The sequence below is a fragment of the Natrinema thermotolerans genome (genome assembly GCF_031165565.1).
GTDB lineage: Archaea > Halobacteriota > Halobacteria > Halobacteriales > Natrialbaceae > Natrinema > Natrinema thermotolerans.
Genome location: NZ_CP101873.1, coordinates 1193824 through 1217141, shown reverse-complemented (window position 1 = coordinate 1217141; position 23318 = coordinate 1193824). Strand labels below are relative to the sequence as shown.

The 23318-nt window shown below is 66.1% G+C and carries 18 protein-coding genes; 4 read left to right on the top strand and 14 right to left on the bottom strand.

Annotated elements, in window-relative coordinates:
* Positions 1–43: 43 nt before the first annotated feature.
* The 3 genes from NP511_RS06225 to NP511_RS06215 form a co-directional block, all read right to left on the bottom strand.
* Positions 44–1198 (bottom strand): segregation/condensation protein A, encoded by a 1155-nt coding sequence (locus tag NP511_RS06225; RefSeq protein WP_211249090.1) that lies wholly within the window; start codon positions 1196–1198, stop codon positions 44–46.
* The gene (smc, locus tag NP511_RS06220; protein WP_049964842.1) at positions 1191–4781 is read right to left on the bottom strand and encodes a chromosome segregation protein SMC; all 3591 of its coding nucleotides are present in this window, start codon (positions 4779–4781) and stop codon (positions 1191–1193) included. The genes NP511_RS06225 and smc overlap by 8 nt, the downstream gene beginning before the upstream one ends.
* 76 nt (positions 4782–4857) lie before the next feature.
* The gene (locus tag NP511_RS06215; RefSeq protein ID WP_006650263.1) at positions 4858–5166 is read right to left on the bottom strand and encodes a DUF7518 family protein; all 309 of its coding nucleotides are present in this window, start codon (positions 5164–5166) and stop codon (positions 4858–4860) included.
* A 147-nt stretch (positions 5167–5313) separates the two neighbouring features.
* Here NP511_RS06215 and NP511_RS06210 point away from each other — a divergent pair, with 147 nt between their 5' ends.
* Entirely contained in the window at positions 5314–6447 is a 1134-nt protein-coding gene (locus NP511_RS06210) for a M48 family metallopeptidase (RefSeq protein ID WP_049964841.1), read from the top strand.
* Between the two features lie 5 nt (positions 6448–6452).
* Here the strand turns inward: NP511_RS06210 and NP511_RS06205 are convergent, their stop codons facing one another.
* Complete coding sequence (locus NP511_RS06205) at positions 6453–9485, bottom strand: PAS domain-containing sensor histidine kinase (RefSeq protein WP_049964840.1); 3033 nt, start codon at positions 9483–9485, stop codon at positions 6453–6455.
* A gap of 111 nt (positions 9486–9596) precedes the next feature.
* On the opposite strand from NP511_RS06205, the gene NP511_RS06200 reads away from it, so the two are divergent.
* Both NP511_RS06200 and NP511_RS06195 read left to right on the top strand, forming a co-directional pair.
* Complete coding sequence (locus NP511_RS06200; protein WP_049964947.1) at positions 9597–10454, top strand: SDR family oxidoreductase; 858 nt, start codon at positions 9597–9599, stop codon at positions 10452–10454.
* A 2-nt stretch (positions 10455–10456) separates the two neighbouring features.
* Positions 10457–12481, top strand: a complete 2025-nt coding sequence (locus tag NP511_RS06195; protein WP_049964839.1) for an AMP-binding protein — start codon at positions 10457–10459, stop codon at positions 12479–12481.
* Here NP511_RS06195 and NP511_RS06190 read toward each other — a convergent pair whose 3' ends face one another.
* Together NP511_RS06190 and NP511_RS06185 are read right to left on the bottom strand one after the other, a co-directional pair.
* Entirely contained in the window at positions 12482–12916 is a 435-nt protein-coding gene (locus NP511_RS06190; protein ID WP_049964838.1) for a type II toxin-antitoxin system VapC family toxin, read from the bottom strand.
* Positions 12917–13162, bottom strand: a complete 246-nt coding sequence (locus NP511_RS06185; RefSeq protein ID WP_049964837.1) for an AbrB/MazE/SpoVT family DNA-binding domain-containing protein — start codon at positions 13160–13162, stop codon at positions 12917–12919. It abuts the gene before it with no gap.
* A 113-nt stretch (positions 13163–13275) separates the two neighbouring features.
* On the opposite strand from NP511_RS06185, the gene gatB reads away from it, so the two are divergent.
* Entirely contained in the window at positions 13276–14772 is a 1497-nt protein-coding gene (gene gatB, locus NP511_RS06180) for an Asp-tRNA(Asn)/Glu-tRNA(Gln) amidotransferase subunit GatB (protein ID WP_049964836.1), read from the top strand.
* 8 nt (positions 14773–14780) lie between these two features.
* Here the strand turns inward: gatB and NP511_RS06175 are convergent, their stop codons facing one another.
* The 8 genes from NP511_RS06175 to NP511_RS06140 form a co-directional block, all read right to left on the bottom strand.
* Positions 14781–15608 carry a CBS domain-containing protein gene (locus NP511_RS06175; protein WP_006650271.1) on the bottom strand — a complete coding sequence of 276 codons (828 nt, stop codon included), beginning with the start codon at positions 15606–15608 and terminating at the stop codon, positions 14781–14783.
* Between the two features lie 74 nt (positions 15609–15682).
* A complete protein-coding gene (locus NP511_RS06170; protein ID WP_049964835.1) occupies positions 15683–17179 on the bottom strand; it encodes a DHH family phosphoesterase in 1497 nt (498 codons plus the stop codon).
* A 46-nt stretch (positions 17180–17225) separates the two neighbouring features.
* A complete protein-coding gene (locus NP511_RS06165) occupies positions 17226–18752 on the bottom strand; it encodes an NADH-quinone oxidoreductase subunit N (RefSeq protein ID WP_049964834.1) in 1527 nt (508 codons plus the stop codon).
* Complete coding sequence (locus NP511_RS06160) at positions 18752–20275, bottom strand: complex I subunit 4 family protein (protein WP_049964833.1); 1524 nt, start codon at positions 20273–20275, stop codon at positions 18752–18754. Before NP511_RS06160 ends, NP511_RS06165 begins: the two co-directional genes overlap by 1 nt.
* Positions 20272–22329: an NADH-quinone oxidoreductase subunit L gene (nuoL, locus tag NP511_RS06155; RefSeq protein ID WP_049964832.1), complete on the bottom strand. Its 2058-nt coding sequence runs from the start codon at positions 22327–22329 to the stop codon at positions 20272–20274. Before nuoL ends, NP511_RS06160 begins: the two co-directional genes overlap by 4 nt.
* A gap of 1 nt (position 22330) precedes the next feature.
* Entirely contained in the window at positions 22331–22636 is a 306-nt protein-coding gene (gene nuoK, locus NP511_RS06150; protein ID WP_006181260.1) for an NADH-quinone oxidoreductase subunit NuoK, read from the bottom strand.
* Positions 22633–23028 carry a hypothetical protein gene (locus NP511_RS06145; protein WP_049964831.1) on the bottom strand — a complete coding sequence of 132 codons (396 nt, stop codon included), beginning with the start codon at positions 23026–23028 and terminating at the stop codon, positions 22633–22635. Before NP511_RS06145 ends, nuoK begins: the two co-directional genes overlap by 4 nt.
* A complete protein-coding gene (locus NP511_RS06140; RefSeq protein WP_006650277.1) occupies positions 23025–23297 on the bottom strand; it encodes an NADH-quinone oxidoreductase subunit J in 273 nt (90 codons plus the stop codon). The genes NP511_RS06145 and NP511_RS06140 overlap by 4 nt, the downstream gene beginning before the upstream one ends.
* Between the last annotated feature and the right edge of the window lie 21 nt (positions 23298–23318).

The following is a 23318-nucleotide window of genomic DNA, read 5'->3' as shown; positions in this document are numbered from 1 at the left end:
CGCGTCCTCACTCCCCGTTTCCTCGAGCCGAGACGGCCCGCTCTCAGTCGGCGATCGCCTCGCTCGCGTCCGCGTCCACCGCTGCCTCCCTGATCCAGAGGTCGCCGAACAGTTCGTCCTGCTCGAGCGCGATCCGGCCCCGATGGGCCAGAAAGAGCAACGCCAGATAGCTCATCACGCGCGAGCCGCCGACGGCGTCTATCTCGGCGAACAGCACCTCCTCGCGCCCGTTCTCGTAGTGGACCTCGAGTTCGCCCTCGACGTCGTCGATGACCGCCTCGATGTCCTCCTCGTGGGTGGTGTGGGTGACGTCGTCGCTGGTCGGTTCGTCGTCGACCCGGAAATCGTCGCCCGAGCGGTAGTCAAGTTCCTGCATACCGCGGTCGTACCCCGACGGCGAGTCGCTCGTGTCGTAACTGCGCGACTCCTTCCACCGGGTGTCCCGTTCGGCAGTCCGCAGTTCCCGAACGAGTTCGTCCAACGTCTCCGGCTTCCCGCGGGCGTGCTTGCGCTCGAGGCGACGCTCCATCTCCGCCTCGAGGCTCTCGACGGGATCGAATCCCGGCGGGTGGCGCTCCTCGCCCTCGGCGTCCATCGCGGGATCGTCGGCGAACGGTGCCTCCCACGGCGGGAGTTCTTCCTCCTCGGGCTCGTCGGTCGCGAACAGTTCGTCGCTTTTCATCCGCAGGAGGACGCTCGCGTAGAACAGCGCCCGGCCCGACGTCCGGAGGTCCGCGTCCTCGATCGCCTCGAGGAACTTGTCGGTGACCCGGACGACGTCGATATCCCAGGGATCGATCTCGCCCTCTTCGGCGAGCTGGACCAGCAGTTCGACGGGTTCGACCTCCTCGTCGTCTCCGGCCCCCGCGTCCACCTCGTCCTCGGAGAACTCGAGGACGGAGTCGTCGGCTCTGGGTGCGTGGCTCGCGGCGTTCGTCTCGTCGTCACCGCTCGAGTCCGCGTCCCCGGGCCGCTCGCGGTCCTCGTGGCCCGTGATATCGAGGGGGATCTCGTCGCCGCCGTCGGTATAGAACTCGTCGCGGTCCCGTTCCGTCTCCGAGCCGCATGGCGGATCGCTACCTCGCGGGTCACTTCGTTCCCCGCTCACGGATCGCTCCGCTCCCCGTTCGCTTTTCCGCGGCGCGTCGCGCCGCGCTCCGCTCAGATCATCCGAGTCGCGTGGCGACTCGCTAGTCACTCACGGGCACCTCCTCACCACCGTCGTCGCTATCGCTGAGATCGATCCCGGTCACCGCGCTGACGTTGTCCTGTTGCATCGTCACGCCGATGGCTCGCTCGGAGCGATCGAGCATGGCCGAGCGGTGGGAAACGACGACGAACTGCGCCTCGCCGGCCAGTTCTTCGACCATCTCACCGACCCGCTCGGCGTTGACCGCGTCGAGGAAGGCGTCGATCTCGTCGAGCGCGTAGAAGGGGGCGGGGTTGTGTCGCTGGATCGCGAAGATGAACGCGAGTGCGGTCAGGGACTTCTCGCCGCCGGACATCGCATCCAGCCGCTGGATGGGCTTGTCGCCCGGCTGGGCCTTCATCGTCAGTCCGCCGTCGAACGGGTCGTCCTCGTTCTCGAGATGGAGGCTCCCGGTCCCCTCCGAGAGCTGCTCGAAGATCTCGGTGAAGTGGCCGGCGATCGCCTCGTAGGCGTCCATGAACGTCCGTTTCTTCTGGGTTTCGTACTGCTCGATCCGGTCACGGATACCCTCCGCTTCTTCGACAAGCGTCGCCTTCCCCTCCTCGAGGTCGTCGAGATCGTCCCGGACCTCGTCGTACTCCTCGATCGCGAGCATGTTGACCGGCTCCATCGCGTCCATGTCGGACTGCAACAACTCGATGGTCTCGAGGACGGTCTCGTGGTCGGGCACGTCCTCGGGGTCGTAGTCGCCGACCGCCGATTCAAGCGACTCGATTTCCCACTCGAGGCTGTCGGCCCGCTCGCGGGCATCCTCGAGTTTGCTCTCGACGGTGTTGACCCGATCCTGTTGTCGGTCGCGTTTCGTCCGCGCTTCCGAGAGTTCCTCCTTCAGGTCGCTGCGATCGGCTTTCAGCTCCGTCAGCTCCTCCTCGAGTTCCGCGACGGCCGCGCGTTTCTCCTCGAGACCCTCGCGCTTGCCCTCGATTTCGGCCTCGTACTCTTCGATTCGCTCCTCGTGGTCTGCCTTGCGGTTCTGGGCCGCCTCGATGTCGTCGTGGCGGTCATCGATCGCGTCCTCGGCGTACTCCTTCTCGAGGGTGAGTTCGTTGATCTCGCTGTCGATCTCGGTGATGCGGTCCTCGCGCTCGTCGATCTCGGCCTCGAGGGCCTCGATCCGATCGGTCAGTTCGGGGATCTTCGAGTCCGCGAGTTCGGTTTCGAGATCGTCGATCTCGGCCTCGATCTCCTCGATCGCGGCCGTCTTTTCGTCGATCGTCGCCGAGATCTCGTTCATCCGCTCGTCGACCGACTCCCGTTCCGCCCGCAGCTCTTCGAGTTCGGCCTCGAGGTCGTCGATCTCGCTCTCGACCCGCTCGCGTTTCTCGTCGAGTCCCTCGAGTTCGGCCTCGATCGAGCGCACCTCGTCGGCGGCGTCGGTCTTGCGGTCGCGGGCGTCGTCGAGTCGTTCCTCGACGCCGCGCAGTTCCTCGCGCAGTTCCTCGCGTTCCTCCTGCAGTTCGGTGATCTGCTTGGCGACGCGCTCGAGTTGGCCCTCGCCGCCGCCGGTAAAGGAGTACCGGGAGCCGCCGCCGGAGCCGCCGGTCATCGCGCCGCTTTTCTCGACCAAGTCGCCGTCGACGGTGACCATCCGGTAGTCGCCCATATAGGAGCGGGCGGTCTCGATGTCCTCGACGACCAGCGTGTCCCCGAGGACGTACGAGAAGACGCCGGCGTACTCCTCGTCGAAGTCGACGAGGTTGTACGCGAAGTCCACGACGCCAGGATCGCTGGGGGCGTTGGGTAGCCGGCGCTGGCTCATGTCGGTCAGCGGCAGGAAGGTCGCCCGACCGGCGTTGCGCGATTTGAGGTGTTCGATACACTGCTGGCCGACCACGTCGTCGTCGACGACCACGTTCGCCAGTCGACCCCCGGCAGCGGTCTCACAGGCGACGGCGTATTCGCCGGGCACCGTGCCGAGTTGGGCGACTGCGCCGTGGACGCCGTTGATCCCCGAATTGAGGATCGTCGTCACCGCACGGCCAAACGAGGAGTCGCCGCTCTCGCCGGCCTTTGCCTCGAGTTCGGCGTACTCCTGCTGTTTGGCCTGAATGTCATCGTCGAGTTCGTCGAGGTCCGACTGGAGCCGGCGTTTCTCGCCTTTCAGATCGTCGACGACGGCGGCGATGTTCGACCGGTTCTGCTCGGCCTTCTCGAGTTCCCGCTCTAAGTCGGCCCGCTGGTTCTCGATCTCGGGCAACGTCTCCTGCTTTTCCGCGATGGTCTCCTCGGTCTCCTCGATGGTGGTCGAGCGCCGCCGGGCCTCGTCGAGCAGGCGGTCCTGCTCGCGCTGAAGGTCGTTCTTCTCGGTCTTGGCGGCCTCGAGGTCGTCCTTGCGCTCGGCGAGTTCGGCCTTGAGTTCGTCGAACTCGGTGTCGACGGCTTCGATCTCGGCCTCGAGGTCGTCGCGTTCGGCCTCGCGCTCTTGAATCTCGGTCTTGATCGAGGCTTTCTCCAGCTTGTGTTCGCGGATCTCGTCTTCGAGGTCGTCGATCTGCTCTTGCTTGCGGTCGATCTCGACGAAGGCCTCGCGGCGGTCGGCCTCGGCGGCCTCGATCTCGGCCTCGCTGGATTCGATCTTGTCCTCGAGTCGCGAGATCTCGCCTTTGAGTTCCTCGATCTCGCTTTTGATCCGCAGCTGTTCGTCCTCGCCCTTGCGCTCGATCTCGTCGTTTATGTCCGCGAGGTCCTCCTCGAGCCGGACGACCTTGCCCTCGCGTTCGTCGAGTTCGCGCTGCAGTTCCCGGAGTTCGTCCTCGCGGTCGTCGATCTCCGCCGCGACCGACTCGAGGTCCGTGCGTTTCTCCTCGAGTTCGCTGGCTTTCTTGTAGCCCTCGTACTCCTCTTTCTCGCGGCGGAGCCGGCGATACCGCATCGCCTCGCGGCGCTCGTCCGCAAGCTGCTCGAGCCGGTCGCGTTTCTCCTCGATGCGGAGTTCGGCTTCGTCGATCCGTTCCTGGACCGTCTCGAGTTCCTCGAAGGCGTCTTCCTTCTTGGCATCGAACTCGGCGACGCCCGCGATTTCGTCGATGATCTCCCGGCGGGCGTGGGGAGTCATGTTGATGATTTCGGTGACGTCGCCCTGCATGACGACGTTGTACCCCTCAGGGGTAATCCCTGCCTGAGCCAACAGGTCCTGGATGTCGGAGAGGTTGACCGAGCGGTCGTTGAGATAGTAGTAGGAGTAGTAGTTGTCCTCGGTCTCTTTGACCCGGCGACGAATGCGGATCTCGTCGACGTCGCCAACGTCCTCGCTGCCCGCGGCGTTGACGACCTGCGAGCGAGTCAGCGTCCCGTCGGCGTTGTCGAGGACGACCTCGACGGTCGCCTCCCGGGAGCCGCCGGCGTCGCCGTCACCGTCCTCGTGACCGGGATTGTAGATGAGGTCGGTCAGCTTCTCCGCGCGGATCCCCCGCGTTCGGGCCAACCCGAGCGCGAACAATACGGCGTCGATGATATTTGACTTGCCGGAGCCGTTGGGCCCGGTCACGACCGTGAAGTCCTCGTAAAACGGGATCTTCGTCTTGCGGCCGAAGCTCTTGAAATCGTCGAGAACGATCGACTTGATATACATTCTTGATCCGAGCCCTCCGTCACACACGCGGCCGTCTGCCGGGTTGTCCGTTCCCCGACCGCGGCCGCCGCTGCAGTTATGCGACGATGATGTCGTCGCTACCTGAGTCTTCCGTTTCCTCGTCGGCCGTCTCCGTCTCGTCCTCGGCGTCGGCCGCCGCCTCGGCGACTTCGTCGGGTTCGGCCTCCGGCGTCTCGTCTCCCGCCACCGTTCCCGCCTCGTCGCCCCGCCGATCGGGGACCCGTGTCGGCGTTTCGGCGTCGAGTTCGGCCTCGAGGACCCGGATTCGCTCCTTGGCTTCGATGAGTTCGTCCGTCAGGCCCTCTACCGTCGACTCGAGTTCCGCGACCGTCGATTCGAGCTGCTCGACGCGATCGTTCGACATATCCACTAGGGGCCCGGCCGGCCACATAAACGTACGTCAGACTCATATCTAGAATCTCATATGTGGGCCGACCCCAGAAGCCGCCGGTCGTCCCTCGGTCCGACGACGACCGCAACACTGTTGGAAACACGGTATCGAACTGACAGTATGGCACTCTCGCCGGATCGACGGCTCCAGTTCCGGATCCTCGGTGCCCTCGCGTTGGTGGTCGGCGTCAACGTCGGCGTCCTCTCGGTTCTCGCCTGGAGCGGGCTCCGCGTGGCGGCGGCGAGCGGCTGGTCCCGCCCGGCCGTCGTCGGCGTTCCGTTCGTCGTCGGAGCGGTCCTCCTCGGTGCGGTCGGTCTCGTCGCCCTGCAGGCGCGATACGGCTCGCGATCCGCCGTCGCCGGGCTCGAGTTGACGGCGTCCGAGGGCGACGGTCCGAGAAACGTCGCCGGACGCGTCCAGCGGTTGGCGACGCAGGCGGCCGTCCCGGTGCCCTCGGTGGCCATCGCCGACCGTACCGAACCGACCTGTCTGACCGTCGGGAGCCACCGCTCGCCGACGATCGTAGTGACGAGGGGGCTGCTCGCAGAACTCGACGACGACGAACTCGACGCGGCCCTCGCCCACGAGGTCGCACACATCGCGAACCGGGACCTCCCGGTCGTCACGGCCGTCGCCGCGACCGTCGCGATCGGCGATCGATTGCTCGAGCGCGAACGGCTGCTCCGTCGCGTCCTCGAGAACGCGGTGATGCTCGGTCTCTTCACCGGGGTCGGTATTTTCATCCTCGCGGTGCCGATCCTCGTGATTGGGGCCGTGTACCTCGTCGTGAGCGCGGTCGCACGGGCGCTGCTCGGCGTGAACGCGATCGCGCTCGGCCTGTTTGCGAAGACTCGCGAGTACGCCGCCGACCGCGGTGCGAGTCAACTCCTCGGCGACCCGGCCGCACTGGCGAGCGCCCTCGAGACGCTCGCGGACTCGCGCCCGAAACGGGACGCCCGACTGCACGCGAGCGCGACGCTGGGGATCGTGTCGCGGCCATTGCCCGTCTCGGCGGACGATGACGACGGCGAGGACCACTGGGTCGAACGGTTTCTGCCGCCGGTCTCGATCGAGGGGCCGGCCGATCCCCGCGGACTGAACCGGGGGCTGGTCTGGCTCCACGTGCGCGTCGTCCGCCCGGCGGTCGCAGCCGTTCGTCGGCTGCTCGGATGGCGGCCCGCGACGCATCCGTCGACCGAGGCCCGGGTCGAGCAGTTACGGACGCTCGAGCGGCGGCGGGCGGACGCAAGCTGAGTCGCTCACTCGGCGTCCGCCGCGGGCAACACGACCGAAAACGTTGCCCCTTCGCCCGGCTCGGAATCGACGCGGATCTCGCCGCCGTGGCGTTCGACGATGCGCTGACAGAGCGCGAGCCCGATCCCGGTGCCGGCGTGGGCCTCGCGACCGTGCAGCCGTTCGAAGACCTCGAAGATGCGGTCCTGATCGTCCGGGTCGATCCCGATCCCCTCGTCGTGGACCGAGACCACCCAGTCCTCGCCGCGGCGCTCGGCGTCGACGCGGACGCGGGGCGGCTCGTCGCCGCTGTACTCGAGGGCGTTACCCAGGAGGTTCTGGAACACCTGCCGGAGTTGGCTGGCATCGCCCTCGACGCGGGGCAACTCCCCGACCTCGAGCGCCGCGTCGGTCTCCTCGAGCCGCAACTGCAGGTCCTCGAGGACGTCGTCGAAGACGGTCTCGAGGGCGACGGGCTCGAGCGGGTCGCCCTGGGTTTCGACCCGCGAGTACGCCAGCAGCCCGTCGATCATGTCGCGCATCCGTTCGGCACCGTCGACGGCGTACTCGAGGAACTCCCGTCCGTCCGAGTCGAGGGCATCGGCATAGCGGCCCTCGATCAGCTGGAGGTAGCTCGAGACCATCCGCAGGGGTTCCTGTAAGTCGTGTGAGGCGGCGTAGGCGAACTGCTCGAGGCGTTTGTTCGACTCCTCGAGTCGATCGACGGTCTCCTCGAGTCTGCGCTGGTACTCCTTGCGCTCGGTGATGTCGTGGGCCATCGTCACGCCGGCGAAGACGTCGCCGCGGGTGTCGGTGATCGGGACCGTGTAGACGACCCACTCGCGGCCGGCGTACTCGAGTTCGACCGCCCCTTGTTCGCCCTCGAGTGCGCCCCGAAGCGCCGGCTCGAGCGCGTCGCTGGTCGCCGCATCCCAGGCGTCCGCGTAGTGGTTGCCCTCGATGTCGGCCGGGTCGACCGGGATCTTCTCGAAGCCCTGGCCCGCCGCCAGCGTGTACTCGAGGTCGTGGTCGAACAGCGTGACGACGCCGTTCGGGAAGTTCTCGGCCAGCGTGCGATAGCGCTGTTCGGACTCCTCGAGTTCGCGCTCGCGTTTCTTGCGCTCCGTGATATCCCGGTCCGAGACGACGATCGAGACGACGTCGCCGTCGTCGTTCGTGACCGGCCGGAAGACACCATTCAGGGTGTATCGCTCCCCGTCCGGTCTGGAGAGGTCGGCCTCGAAGTTGACGTACTCGCCGGCGGCGGCTCGTTCGGTCCACTCCCTGACGTCCTCTCGAACGTCCGCGGACTCCCCGCCCCACCACGGCGTCTCACAGAACTGCTCGCCGATCACGTCCGTCAGCTCCGCGTCGACGTACTCCATGGCGGTTCCGTTGACGTCGATCACCGTCCCGTCGGGCTCGAGCAGTCCAACGAGGATGTTCGGGTCCTCGAAGATAGCCTCGAAGCGCCGCTCGGTCCGCTCGAGTTCGCATTCGCGTTCCCGCCGTTCGGTAACGTCCCGGAAGTAGACCGAAATCCCGGTCTCGGAAGGATAGAGGTTCGCCTCGACCCGGAAATCGAGCGTGTCGTAGTAGAGTTCGTAGCTGGTCGGCTCCTGGGACTCCAGGGCCGTATGGAAGGCGTCCCAGACCTCGTCGATCTCGTTGAGGTCGGGAAACACGTCCCAGAGGCGTTCCCCGAGGAGTTCCTCTTCGGAGCGTTCCAGCAGCTCCGCCGCACGATCGTTGACGTGGGTGAACCTGAACTCGTCGTCGACCGCATAGAAAGCGTCGGAGATCCGCCCGAGGATACGCTGCAGTTCGCTCTCGAGTTCGCGCTCGCGCTCCCGGCGGTCAGTCATGTCGCGGGTCACCTTCAGATAGCCCCGATGGGTGCCGTCGTCGTCCCGGACCGACGTGATCGTGACGTTCGCCCAGAACCGCGTGCCGTCCGCGCGAACGCGCCACCCCTCGTCCTCGACGGAGCCGTTCTCGAGGGCCCGCTCGAGGTTCCGTGCGGGAACGCCCGCGGCCCGGTCCGCGTCGGTGTAAAACTGCGAGAAGTGTTCGCCCAGGATCGCCGCGCGCTCGTAGCCCTTGATCTGGCGCGCCCCCTCGTTCCAGCTGACGACGTGTCCGTCGGTATCGAGCCGGAAAATGGCGTACTCCTCGACGGCGTCGACCAGCGACCGGAACGCCGCTTCGCTCTCCCGGAGCGCGCCCTCCGACTCCTTCTGATCGGTGATGTCGTAGTAGAACTCGACCCGTCCGCCGGCGAACTCCCCCGATTCGATCGGTTTGCTCTGGTAGGACAGCCAGCGGCCCTCGCGGTCGTCGTCGCCGGTGATCCGACACTCGAACCCGTCGACGTAGCGCTCGTCGTCGTACGACGACAGGACGGTCGCTGCGAAGCACCCGGGATCGTCGACCCGGTGTTTGAGGACTTCGTCGACGACCGTCCGGGTGTCCCGTCCGATGAGGCTCGCGCGATCGAGGCCGAAGTACTCCTCGACGGACTCGTCGGCCCACTCGATCTCACACTGCTCGTTGAGGACGATGGCGCCGATGTCGGCCCCGTCGATGACGCTCGTGATCGACTCGTAGGAGGCGATCGCCGACGCGAGCGTGTCCTGTCGACGGCGCTTCTCGGAGCGGTCGCGGGCGACGCCGATGGTCCCCCGGAACTCGCCGTCCTCGAGCAGCAGGTTGACGCGGAGTTCGAAGGGGATCGCGTCGCCGTCGGCAGTTCGAACGGCGAGTTCGAAGGTCGCGATCTCGTCGTCGTTCGCGGCGATCCGGGTCGTGATCTCGCGTTCGACGCGGGCCACGTCGTCGTCGGCGAGGACGAGCGAGACGTGTTCGCCGAGGAGGTCCTCGCGGGCGTAGCCGGTCGCCTCGACGATGACGTCGTTGACCGCGACGAAGCAACCGTCGGTGTCGAGCTGGTAGATCGCGTCGTCGATCGTGTTGACGAGCGTCCGATAGCGCTCGAGCGCGACGTCGTCGGTGGCGTCGCCCCAGAAGGCACCCTCGTCGGTCCCGGCTCGAGTACTCATGCTACGTCGAACGCCGTAGAACGGCAAAAGACGTTCGCCGGCGCGAGCGGCCAGCGAACCGCGGCCGCGGATACTTTTATGCCCGTCCGCGGTGAGTGGCAGACGGAAAACATGTCCCAGACGAAAGTCACGGCACCGACGGTCGACGACGACGAGATCTACCGGTTCCCCGATGATTCGTTTACCGACCGCAACGTCTGTCTCGTGACTGGCGGAGCCTCCGGTATCGGCCGAGCGACCGCACTGGCCGCCGCCGGTAACGGCCTCACGGTCGCGGCGACCGACGTCGACGAAGACGGCCTCGACGGGACGGTGGCTCGCGGCGAGGACCTCGGTCTCGAGGGCGAGATCGAGGCGATCCCCGGCGATCTCACGGTCGACGACGACGTCGAACGGATCGTCGACGAGGCCGCGCAGGTTGGCGATCTCAAGTACCTCGCGAACGTCGCCGGGATGCAACACATCGACCCCATCGACGAGTTCCCGATGGAGACCTACGACCTGATGCATCGGATCATGCTCCGGGCCCCGCTGTACCTCTCGAAACTGTGTCTCCCGCACTTCCGGGAGACCGCGGACGGCACGGGCTGTGTCGGCAACATGGCGTCGGTCCACGGCCACTACGTCACGAGCGACAAGGTCGCGTACAACGTCTCGAAGTTCGGCCTGCGGGGACTGACCCAGTCGATCGCCGCCGAGGGCGACGGGCAGATCCGGGCGTTCTCGCTCAGCACCGGCTACGTGAAGACGCCGCTGGTGACCGCCCAACTCGAGGATACCGCCGAACAGCGCGGCATCTCGGTCGACGAGGTGATCGAGGACGTGATGCTCGGTCAGTCTCGAGTCACGGAGATGATGGAACCGATCGACGTCGCCAACCTCTTTTTGCTCGGCTTCTCGGATCTCGGCCGGCACCTGGACGGCGGCGACCTGTTGTTTGATGGTGGCATGACGCTAACCTACGAGTGACAATGTCCGGGAACACGAGCCCAAGCCTCGAGGACATCGACGAGATCGCCCACGAACCGAGCCAGGAGTTCGTCGAGTCGACGAACGTCGCCGAGTTCATGGAGACCTACGGGATCGACGACTACGAGGAACTCATCGAGCGGACGACGACCGATCTCGAGGGCGAACCCGACAGCGGCGTCGAGTGGTTCTGGGACGAACTGGTCGACTACCTCGGGATCGAGTTCTACGAGCCCTACGACGAGGTACGGGACGACAGCGAGGGACCGCAGTTCACCGACTGGTACCCTGACGGCGAACTCAACATCGCCCACAACGTCGTCGACCGCCACGCCGCCCTCGACGAGGAGCGCCGGAACAAGGTCGCCACGATCTGGGAAGGCGAACACGGCGAGGTCCGCGAAGTCACGTACCACGAACTCCACCGGGGGGCGAATCAGGTCGCCAACGCGCTCGAGGAACGCGGCATCGGCACCGGCGACACGGTCGGGCTCTACATGCCGATGGTGCCGGAGGTCGTCTCGATCCTCTATGGCTGTTTCAAGGTCGGCGCGATCGCAGTACCGATCTTCTCGGGCTTCGGCGTCGACGCGGCCGCGACCCGGATCGCGGATTCGGAGTGTTCGGTCCTCTTTACCGGCGACGGCTTCTACCGGCGCGGCGATCCGGTCTTCCTCAAGTCCGCCGCCGACGAGGCGATCGCGGAGGCCGGCCACGTCGAGTCCACGATCGTCTTCGATCGATTGGGCTCGAGCGACGAGCGGAACGAACGGCAAGTCCCCTGGGACGACGACCGCGACGAGTGGTGGGCCGACGCCGTCGAAACCGCCGCCGACGACTACGAGACGAAATCGCTGCCCTCGAGTCAGGAGTCGATGCTGCTGTATTCGTCGGGCACGACGGGCAAACCGAAGGGGATCGTTCACACCCACGCGGGCGTCCAGGTCCAGTGTCCCAAGGAGGTCCACTTCGGGATGGATCTCAAGCCCGCGGACCGCTTCTTCTGGGTCTCCGACATCGGCTGGATGATGGGGCCCTGGAGCCTGATCGGGACCCACACCTTCGGCGGCACCGTCTTCATGTACGAGGGCGCGCCGGACTACCCCGAGCCCGACCGGTTCTGGGAGATGATCGACCGCCACAAACTCACCCAGTTCGGCATCTCGCCGACCGCCATCCGGGCGCTGCGCAAGCACGGGGACGAGTGGCTCGAGGGCCACGACCTCTCCTCGTTGCGAATTCTGGGCTCGACGGGCGAGCCGTGGGATCCCGAGTCCTGGCACTGGTTCCACGAGAACGTGGGCGGCGGCGAGGCCCCGATCATCAACATCTCCGGCGGCACCGAGATCTGTGGCTGTTTCCTGATGCCGATGCCGACCGAGTCGCTCAAGCCCTGTACGCTCGGCGGGCCCGGCCTCGGGATGGACATCGACGTCGTCGACCGCGAGGGCAATTCGGTCAAGGAGGACAACGAACGCGGCTACCTCGTCGCGCGTGACTCCTGTCCCTCGATGACCAAATCGCTGTGGTCGGGCGACGAGCGCTACCTGCACGAGTACTGGTCGACCTTCGAGGACATGTGGGACCACGGCGACTGGGCCCAGAAGGACGCGGACGGCTTCTGGTTCCTCCACGGCCGGGCCGACGACACCCTCAACGTGGCCGGCCGGAAGGTCGGCCCCGCGGAGGTCGAAGGCGCGCTCATCGATCACGCGGCGGTCAATCAGGCCGCCGCCATCGGCGCGCCCGACGACACCACCGGCACCGCCGTCGTCGCCTACGTCGTCCTCGAGGACGGCTACGAGGAGACCGACGACCTCCGCGAGGAACTGCGCGCCCAGGTCGGCGAGGAACTTGGCAAACCGTTCCGCCCGCGCGAGGTGCTGTTCGTCGACGAGTTCCCGAAGACCCAGTCGGGCAAGATCATCCGCCGAGCCATCCAGGCCACCTACACCGGCGAGGACCTGGGCGACATGAGCAGTATCGAGAACCCGGCGGCGCTCGAGGAACTCGAGGACGCGCGGTAGTCAGCCCGGATCGTACGGATTCGTCGCGGTCCCGAGTCGAGTGATCTCGTCGACGCGATCGAAATCGTCGTCGAACGCGTACAGGCATTCGACATCGTTGGCTTGCATATACGCGACAATACAAACGTCGACGAACGAAAGGCCGCTATGCCGGCGAAACAGCGATTTCGCTGTCGCCAACGTATCAGCTGATATCGAAACGAGGTGAAATCTGGCGTTTTCTTCTATACGGTCGAGAAAATCGACGGCCGGCTCGTGACCAGCGTGTGTCGTCAGTCCATTGAGCGTCTCCGCGAGAACGTAATCGAGGACGATCGCCTCGGGCAGGGACTGATCGTCGATCCCGCGAAGAATCGGAAGTGCGGCTTCGTGTGCCCCGTCTCGGCGGTAACTCGCGGCAAACAGCACCGACGTATCGACGACCGCACGCGGCATCTATTCGACTCCCCAGGCGTCGTGATCCGTCGTTGCGTCGGTCTCCTCGTCACCGTCGTATCCGGTGAAATCAGCGAACGAGCCACCGCGGCGGTGAACGACCTCCACTCGGATCGTTCCGTCATCTCCGACGTGCCACCGAAGTCGATCACCGTCATCGATATCGAGTTGTCGACGGATTCGCGCGGGAATATTGGCCTGATTCCCGGAGACCTTGCTTTCGGCGTCGACCCGATCGGTACTCATACTCGATGTTAGTCGCTGAAGGCACAAATATAGTGTGGTGGCACACTACTTGAGCGGCGACGAACCGAGCGCGTCCCGTTACGTTTTACCCCTGTGGGGCCGAATCGCCTCTAATGACTGCCCAGACCGTCCAGCAGGGCGACCTCGTGACCGTCATCGGGCTCGAGGTCCACGTCCAGCTGGAGACCGACACGAAGATCTTCTGTGGCTGTTCGACCGAGCCGAGCGACGAGCCCAACGAGAACGTCTGCCCGGTCTGTCTCGGCCTGCCGGGGGCGCTCCCGGTGCTGAACGAGGGGGCCGTCGAAGCCGCGGTCAAGATCGGCAAGGCGATCGACGCCGACATCCCCGAGGAGACCCGGTTCCACCGGAAGAACTACTACTACCCCGACCTCCCCAAGAACTTCCAGATCACCCAGTACGACGAGCCGATCTGTCAGGACGGCGACCTCGAGATCGCCGTCGAGGGCCAGCGCCGGACCGTTGCGATCGAACGGGCCCACTTGGAAGAAGACCCCGGTAGCCTCCAGCACGTCGGTGGCGGTGGCGGCATCGACTCCGCGGAGTACACCCTCGTCGACTACAACCGCGCCGGGACGCCGCTGATGGAGATCGTCACCGCGCCGGACTTCCGCAGCCCCGGCGAAGTCCGGGCCTTCCTCGCGGAACTCGAGGAGGTCCTCGAGTACCTAGGCGTCTTCGACGCCGAGCGCGACGGCAGCCTGCGGATCGACGCCAACCTCTCGATCATTCCCGAGGAAGACATCGAGGGCGACGACACCGACGAGATCGGGATCGACGCACTCGAGTCGGCCAACCGAACCGAGGTCAAGAACATCTCGAGCCACAAAGGCGCCGAGAAGGCCCTGGCCTACGAGGAGACCCGCCAGAAAAACGCCATCCAACGGGGCCGCGCGGTCGAGCAGGAGACGCGTCACTGGGACGAGTCCCGCGGTATTACGGTCTCGATGCGCTCGAAAGAGGAGGAGAAGGACTACCGCTACTTCGAGGAGGCCGACCTGCCGCCGCTGCGGGTCTCGGACTGGAAAGACGAGATCGCGATCCCGGAACTTCCCTCGGCCCGCCGCGAGCGGTTCCAGGCGGAGTACGGCCTGAGCGAGGAGGCCGCTTCCAAACTCACCTCCACGAAGCAGGTCGCGGACTTCTACGAGGACGTCGCCGGCGAGTTCGACCCCGATCTGGCGGCGACGTGGGTCGCGGACAACCTGCTGGGTGAACTCAACTACCGCGACATCGAAATTACGGAGATCGAGGGCCGCCTCGAGGAGATCAAACGCCTGGTCGAACTCGTCGCCGAGGACGAGATCACGGCGAAAAACGCCCGCGAGACCGTCCTGCGGTCGATGCTCGACGACGGCCGAACCCCCGACGAGGTCGTCGCCGAGGAGGGACTTGGCAAGACCGGCGAGGACGAAGTCCAGCAAGCGGTCGTCGAGGCCATCGACGAGAACCCCGACGCCGTCGACGACTACGAGAGCGGTGACGACGGCGCGATCAACTTCCTGGTCGGGCAGGTCATGCAGAAGACCGGCGGGAGTGCGGATCCGGGCGACGTGAACCAGCTGCTGCGGGCCGAACTCGAGGGCTAAGTCCCGCGCTATTGCTCGTCGTCCGTTCCGCTGCCGTCGGACTGGAGTCGCTTCGTCGTCTGGACGAGCGGGTGACGCGCGTAGTCGACGACGTCGATGTCGTCGATCCGTTCCAAGTCTTCCTTTTCCGCCGTGCGGGCCATTCCCAGATCGATCTCGTGATCGATGACGATGACGTAGGCGTCCATTTCGTCGATGTCCAGCCGGTCGGCCGCCAGCACGCGGTGGTGGCCATCGGCCAGCAGGAGCGTGCCACCGTTGTCGATGACCACCAGCGGCTCGGCCAGCCCCCGCTCGAGTTCGTACCGGCGGCCCTCGAGTTCGTCGGCGTAGACCCGACCCTGGGTGGGTGTGAGGTCGGCGAGGGCGACCGTACGCCGTTCCTCGGCCAGTTCGATCTCGTGGATCTGCTCTAAGGTCCGCTTGAGTTTGCCGACCTTCTCCGGAGTGGCCCGCTCGATCTGGCTGCGGATGACGTCGGCGTTGGAGATGATCCCCACGAGGTTGCCCGCGTCGTCGACGACGGGGAGCTTCTGGATGCCCGATCGGAGGATGACCCGCGCGGCGTCGGTCACCTTCATGTCGGGATGGGCGACCAGCAGATCGGTCGCCATCACGGTGAAGATCGGATCGTCGTCGTCGGCCAGCAGCAGGTCGCGGGCGCTGATGAAGCCCTCGACGCGGCGGCGCTCACAGACCGGAAAGCCGCTGTGTTCGTCGCTCTCCGCGATCCGGGCCGAGACCTCGCCGACGGTTTCGTCCGGCGATACCGTCGCGACGTCGCGCGTCATGTAGTCTTTGACCTTGGGCTTCGTTCGGTCCGACACGACCTCCATACGCGGACCGACGGCGGCCGCGCGCAAAAGTACTGTCACTGACGCCTCATCGCGGCCGCCCACCCGTCACGCGCTCACGCGGATTCGCCGCCGTCCGGCTCGCCACGTTTCGTGAACAGCCACTCGCTGGTCTGGGTGTAGGCCCCGACCGGGACCCCCGGCCGCGTCTCGATCGCCTCGAAGAAGCGGTTGGTGATCACCTCCTCGACGACGCTGACGATCGACTCGATCTCCGCCTCGTCGTCGGCGCTGCCCAGAATGCCGATCTCGAGCTGTGCGCCGGCCATGTCGGCGTGGCCGCCGGCGCTGCCGATCCGGTCGAACGCGTCCCGGAGCGTCTCGCCGAGATCGACGTCGGCGGCCCGCGAGCGGGCCGACACGTAGACCATCTGGTCGTTGAAGCCGAAGACAAGCGTCGTCTCGACGCCCTCCATCGCGAGCAGCTGGTCGGCGGCTTGGGGCAGCGCATCCCGGTCGCCGATCCGGCCGACGCTGGCCACCGCGACCGAGTCGCGCTGGATCCGGTTCTTGATCGCCCGCGCGATCGTCTCGAGGGTGTCGCCCTCGAGCGACGGCTGCTCGATCTGGCGCAGGACCGACGCGTCCGCGTGGGGCGACAGCACCGACGCAGCCCGGAAGTCGGCGGGGGAGACCTCGCGGGTGAAGTCGTTCGTGTCGACCCGGATGCCGTACAACAGCGCCGTCGCCATCGACGGATCGAACCCCAGATCGAACCGCTCGACGTACTCGGTCAGGACGGTACTGGTCGCGCCCGCACCCTGACGGAGGTCGACGAACTCGCCAGGCACCGGCCCGCGCGGCGGGTGATGGTCGATGACGATGTCGACGTGCAGTTCCGTCGGGAGCTGGTCGTTGACCCCCGGCCGGGAGTGGTCGACCAGCGCGAAGGCCGAATACTCCTCGAGCGACTCCGTGGGTCCGAGGTTCCGCAGGTCCAACTCGAGTAAGTTGACCATCGCCCGGTTCTCCTGATGGGAGATGTCGCCGAAGTAGCAGGCGTCGGCCGGGACGCCGACGGACTCGGCGATGTCGGCCAGCGCGACCGCGCTGGCGATCGCGTCGGGATCGGGGTTGTCGTGGGCCATGACCGCGAGCCGGCCGTCGATCCCGGCAAGCTGGTCTCGGAGTTCGATCGCCGACTCGGCCGACGGGCTCGCCGCTTCCGCGAGGACCCACTCCGACAGCGCGCTCGCGGGGCCGACGACTCTGTCCGCGAGGGCGTCGAAGCGCTCTCGATCCGCGGCCGTCGCGTTGCCGCCCAGATAGGCCACGATCGCGGCCCCGGGGAACCGATCGCGTGCGGCCTCGAGCGCGGCCCGGTTGACGTCGGTGCGGTCGCTGCCGACGAAGATCACGTCCGGTTGGTCGACGGCGGCGACGGTCGCTGGATCGCTCGGATCACCGTCTCGAGCCGGGATGCTCTCGTCTCGCAGCGTTTCGACGACGCCCGCGTCGTCGGTGATGACGAGCAGTCGGCCGTCGCGCTCGGCGAGATGATCGATGACTCCCCGACAGACGGAGCCGCAGCCGAACACGAGCCGGAAACACATTTGTCGCGGCTTGCGACCCCGGCGGGTAAAAGCTACCGGGTGCGGCTCAGCCGACGACCGTCGCGGCCGCCTCGGTCGCGACGTCGGCGATCGGACCGAAGGCCGCGAGGATGACCGCGGTCACGACGGCGGCGGCGACGATCGCCGCGTAGAGGCCGGTCGGTTTCGCGAGCGTGTCCCGCTCGCGGAGCGGCTCCTCGATCCACAGCGCCTTGACCAGCCGGGAGTAGTAGTACAGCGAGAGCGTGCTGTTGATCACGAGCGCCGCGGCGGCGGCGAGCAGCGCCGTGTTCTCGGTGGCTGCCTCGATCGTGTGGCTGAACAGGAGGTACTTGCTCCCGAACCCGCCGAAGGGCGGGATGCCCGCGAGGCTGAACATGAAGACGGCCATCGCGGCGCAGGCGACCGGTGCCTGGGTCGCGAGCCCGTTGTAGTCCTCGAAGGTACGGCCGACGCCCCAGTATTCGGCCAGCCCCACGAACAGGAACGCGCCCGTGTTCATGAAGCCATAGACCAGCAGGTGGATCATCGCCGCGCCCATGACGAGGTCGCCGGAGGACGTCGAGAGCGCCGCCAGTCCGATCAGCACGTAGCCCGCGTGGCCGATCGAGGAGTAAGCGAGCATCCGCTTGACGTTCTCCTGGGTCGCCGCTGCGAAGTTGCCGAGCGTCATCGTGACGATCGCCAGGATGACGAAGGCCCACGTCCAGTCGACGCCGATCACCGCCGTCGTCGCCTCGAGCGGGAACGCGGTCGTGAACACGCGGAAGGCGAGTACGAAGCCGGCGGCCTTCGAGGCCGACGAGAGGAACGCCGAGATCGGTGCGGGCGCGCCCTCGTAGGCTTCCGGTGCCCAGAAGTGGAACGGAACGCTGGCAGTCTTGAACGCGATGCCGCCGATCAGCATCAGGATGCCCAGTCCGAGCAGGCCGCCCATCTCGCCGGCCGCGTCGAGGTTCGCCGCGATCGCCTCGAGCTGCAAGGAGCCGGTCGCGCCGTAGACCAGGCTGACGCCGTAGACGAAGATCGCCGACGACAGCGCGCCGATCAGGAAGTACTTCAGGCCGGCTTCGACGCTGCCGCGGTTGTCCTTCAAGATCGCAACCAGGGCGTACGACGGCAGGCTCGTCAGCTCGAGTGCGATGAAGACCGTCACGAGGCTGTTCGAGACGGCCATCATCGACATTCCGGTTGCCGCGAGGACCAGCAGCGAGTAGTACTCGGCCTGGTAGGTGTGGTCCTGCAGGTAGTCGTGGCTCGCGACCGCGACTAAGGCGGTGACGATCGCCACGACGATCATGAAGAACAGCGCTAGCTGGTCGACGACGAACTGGCCGTCCATGATGTCGATGACGCCGTAGTTCTCGATCCCCGTCGCACCGACGCCCGCGGCGGCGTACCAGACGGCGACGGCCAGCGAGGCCAACGCGCCGATAACGGTCGTCCCGGAGAGGACGGTTCGGTTCGTCGAGTGCGGGTTGATGCTGTCGAATACGAACAGCACGAGCGCCGTCGCGGCGAGTATCAGTGCCGGTGCGAGCGCCAGCCACTGGGGGAGGTCGATGACCGCCATCAGAGGTCACCTCCCTGGACGATCGGATCGATTGCGTCGGTTATCATGTCGAAGATCAGGTCGGGGGCCACGCCAAGCAGGACGACGAGTCCGAGCAACACGAGCAGCGACGCGACGTCGTGAACCGGGGCGCGGCCGACCTCGTAGTCGGTTTCGAGTCGATACGGGCCGAAGACGGTCCGCTGGAGCGCGAAGAGGAGATAGCCCGCGACGATGACGATGCCGAACATCGCCAGCGAGGTAAACAGCGCCGAGTACGACAGCAGCTCGGAGCCGAAGGAGCCGAAGAAGATGAAGTACTCGGCGGCGAAGCCGCTCATCAGCGGGAGTCCCATGTAGCCGAACGCGCCGGCGATCAGCACGCCGACCGCGATCGGCATCCGGTCTGCCAGCCCGGACATGTCGGTGACCATCCGGGTGTGGGTCGCGTTGTAGATGACCCCGACGGCCATGAACATCAGTCCGGAGATCAGCCCGTGGGAGATCATCTGGAAGGTCGCCCCGCCGACCCCGAACTGAGTGTACGCGACCAGCCCGAGGATGACATAGCCCATCGACGACACGGAGGAGTAGGCAACGATCCGCTTTAAGTCGGTCTGGGCCAGCGCCAGCATCGCGCCGTAGATGACGCTGATGACGGCGATCGCCGCGATCGGCACCGCGTAGGTCTCGACCTGATCGGGGAACATCGTGAAGTTGAACCGCAGCAGTGCGTAGGTCCCCATCTTCAGCAGGACGCCGGCCAGCAGGATCGAGGCCGGCGTCGGTGCCTCGACGTGGGCGTCGGGCAGCCACGTGTGGAACGGCACGATCGGCACCTTCACCGCGAAGCCGAGGAACAGGCCGATGAAGACGACCGACGCGAGGGTCGTTCCGCTGAGACCGAACAGGCCGTCGGGCCCGCCCTCGAGCATCGCGGTCGCGACCTCCGGCAGCGCGAAGGAGGTCACGTCGCCCAGTCCGAAGACCAGCGCGACGAAGGAGCCGAACATGACCAGCGACGCCACGTTCGTGTAGACGAAGAACTTGATCGCGGCGTACTTCCGGCGCGGGCCGCCCCAGATCCCGATCAGCAGGTACATCGGGATCAGGACCGCCTCCCAGAAGACGAACCAGAGGAAGAAGTCGAGCGCCGAGAAGACGCCGATCAGCATCGCCTCGATGAACAGGATCAGTCCGTAGAACTGCGACTGGCGTTCGTCGATCGGGGTCCACGAGCTGACGATCGCGAGCGTACAGAGGATCGTCGTCAGGACGACCAGCGGGAGGCTGATCCCGTCGAGGCCGACGAACCACGAGATCGAGTAGTCGCCGATCTCGAGCCAGGCCGCCTGTGATTCGAAGGCGAGTTCGCCGCCCCGGAGGGCGTTCCCGCTGCCGTCGAAGGTCCCGAACAGCCACAGCGATAGGGCCGCCGGCACGAGGCTGATCGCGAAGGCCAGCTTGCCGGCGATGCGATTCGGCGCGACGAACGTAACGAGCGCGCCGATCAGTGCGACCGCGATCAGTGCTTCGATCATCATGCGAACCACCCTCCGAGATAGCCGAGGACGAGCAGTAAGGCGATGAACCCGCCCACCAACAGCGCCGCGTAGTTAGTCACGATACCCGTCTGGATCCGTTTCACCCAGTCGCTGCCGAACAGGCTGATCTGTGAGGTGCCGTTGACCACGCCGTCGATGACGGTCTGGTCGAACCGGTCGGCTGCCCGCGCCAGCGGCAGGGTGAAGCCTTCGGCGAGCCAGACCTGATACTCGTCCTGGTAGTAGTTGCTTTTGAGGACGCTGTAGGCGCCGCCGAGTTTCGTCGTGTGGCGGTCCGGGTCGGGCACGTTGTACAGCGTGTGTGCCGTGAACGCGCCGGCAAGTGCGAGCCCAAGCGAGAGCCCAGCACTCAGCAGCATCGTCGTCGTCTCGGAGCCGATGTAGGATTCTTCGAAGGCCATCTCGGCGACCGTCTCGTGGTAGTGGTGGTAGGTCAGTCCCTCGACGTAGCCGTACTCGCCGTCGAGCCAGAACTCGAGGAACGTGATGTCGACCCCCGCGAGCTTCGCGATCGGGGCCATGTTCACGAGGCCAGCGACGGCGGCAAGGGTCCCGAGCGCGAGCAGCGGGACCTTGACCGCCCACCCAACCGGGTGGGGGTCCTCGGCGGTGTCGGACCGGGGTTCGCCGTGGAAGGTCAGGAAGACCATCCGGAACGTGTAGAAGCCGGTGAAGAACACGGCCACCAGTCCCATCGCGTAGGCCGCGAGGATGACTGGTTCGGAGAGGCCGACGGCCAGCGCGTCGAACAGTACCTCGTCTTTCGACCAGAAGCCGGAGAACGGGACGATCCCCGCGAGCGCGAGCGCGCCAGCGAGGAACGTGTAGTAGACGACGGGCGCTTTGTCTTTCAGGCCGCCCATCTCCCACATGTCCTGTTCGTGGTGCATCAGAATGATGACCGCACCAGCACCGAGGAACAGTAAGGCCTTGAAGAAGGCGTGGTTCATCAGGTGGAAGACGCCGGCGACGTAGCCGCCGACGCCCAGCCCGAGCATCATGTAGCCGTACTGGCTGATCGTCGAGTAGGCAAGCACCTGCTTGACGTCGTCTTTGACGACGGCCATCGTCGCCGCGAACAGGGCGGTGAAGCCGCCGACGAAGGCGATGATCGACAGCGCGGTCGGCGAGAGCGCGTAGTAGCCGAACATCCGGGCGACCAGGTAGACCCCGGCCGCGACCATCGTCGCCGCGTGGATGAGCGCGGAGACGGTGGTCGGACCCTCCATCGCGTCGGGCAGCCAGGTGTGGAAGGGGAACTGCGCGGACTTGCCCAGCACGCCGCCCAGTACGAGCAGCCCGGTGATCGTCACCCACGTCTGGGCGTCGAAGCCGAACAGCGTCGCGCCGTCCTCGATCGCCGTCTCGGCGGCCGTGACGAACGACCCCTCGCCGGCGAAGCCGACCGTGCCGAACGTCGCCGCGATGGCGACGACCCCGATCAGGAAGAAGTAGTCACCGAAGCGGGTGACCAGGAACGCCTTCTTCGCGGCCGAAGGGGCCGATTCCGTGCGGAACCAGAATCCGATCAGCAGGTACGAACAGAGGCCGACGAGTTCGAAGAACATGAACGCCATCAGCAGATTGTCCGCGAAGACGAACGCGAGCATGCTGAAGGTAAAGAGCCCGAGTTCGGCGTAGTACCGCCGCAGCCCGGCCTCCCCTTCGGCGTTCATGTAGCCGAGGCTGAAGACGTGGACGAGCAGGGCGACCAGCGAGACGATCACCAGCATGAGCGCCGAGAGCGGATCGATCAGGATCCCGAACGTAAAGGCGATCGTCTCCGCGCCGGTTTCGCTCGCCGCTGCGCCGGCCGTCCACTCGTACAGTTCCGTGTGATGTGCGTCGCCGCCCGCGACGGCCGCGGCCATCACCAGCGAGACGACGAGCGACCCGCCGGTCGCGATGATGCCCGGCAGCGCGCCCTTCTTCGGCAGTTGCCTGCCGAACAGGAGCGTGATCACGAACGCTACGAGCGGGAACACTGCGATCGCCGGTGCGAATCCGAACGGATCTGCTGCTATCGTGGCCATCTTACCACCTCATCGTCGTCGGTACCGTGACGTCGACGTCACGGAAGTTGCGATACAGCACCAGAATGATCCCGAGCCCGACGGCCACCTCGGCAGCGGCCAGCGCCATCGTAAACAGCGCGAACAGCTGGCCGGTGAGGTTGCCGTGATAGAACGCGAACGCGATCAGATTGATGTTGGCCGCGTTCAGCATCAACTCGACGGACATCAGGAACAACAGTGCGTTACGACGCGTCAGGACGCCGAAGAGACCGATACAGAACACCGCCATCGACAACAGCACGTAGTACTGTACGTCGACGGTCATCGGTCGTCACCTCCGGTCTCCGTGCCACCGTCGGCGACGGCCGGCTCCGGCGTCTCGCTCGAGGCCTCGTCCGCACTCGAGAGCGCGGCGACGGGTTCGCCCCCTTCCTCGCGTTTCGCGAGGACGAGCGAGGCGTCGAGCGCGGCATCGAGCGCGACGGCGACGAGCAAGACGGCGGCGAGGAACGGTTCGGTCCCGCCGACCGTTTGCAGTTCGTCGTAGCCAAAGAGTGCGTAGCCGAGTTCGGCCGTAACCGAGATCCCCTCGGGGAACCCTTCCATGCCGCCGAACGAGGCGTTGAGTGTAATCAACGCCATCACGGCGAACAGTCCGACGGCGAGTAGCCCCGGGACCAGCGTCTTTCCGAGTCGGAGTTTCGGGCCGGTCGTCATGCCTGTACCACCTCGTCCGTCTCGGTGTCGTCGCGCTGGGTCAGCATGACGGCGAACGTGATGAGGACGAGGACCCCGCCGACGTAGACGAGGACCTGCATCATGGCGACGAACTCGGCCGCCAGCATCACGTAGTGGACCGCCACGCTGAGCAGCGCCACGCCCAGCAGGAGCGCCGAATGCCACGGGTCCTGCATGAGCACGACACCCACCGCGCTGGCCAGCGTCACCCCGGCGAACAGCGCGAACGCGATCAGCTCGTAGTTCATGGTTGTGTTGATAGTGCCCGT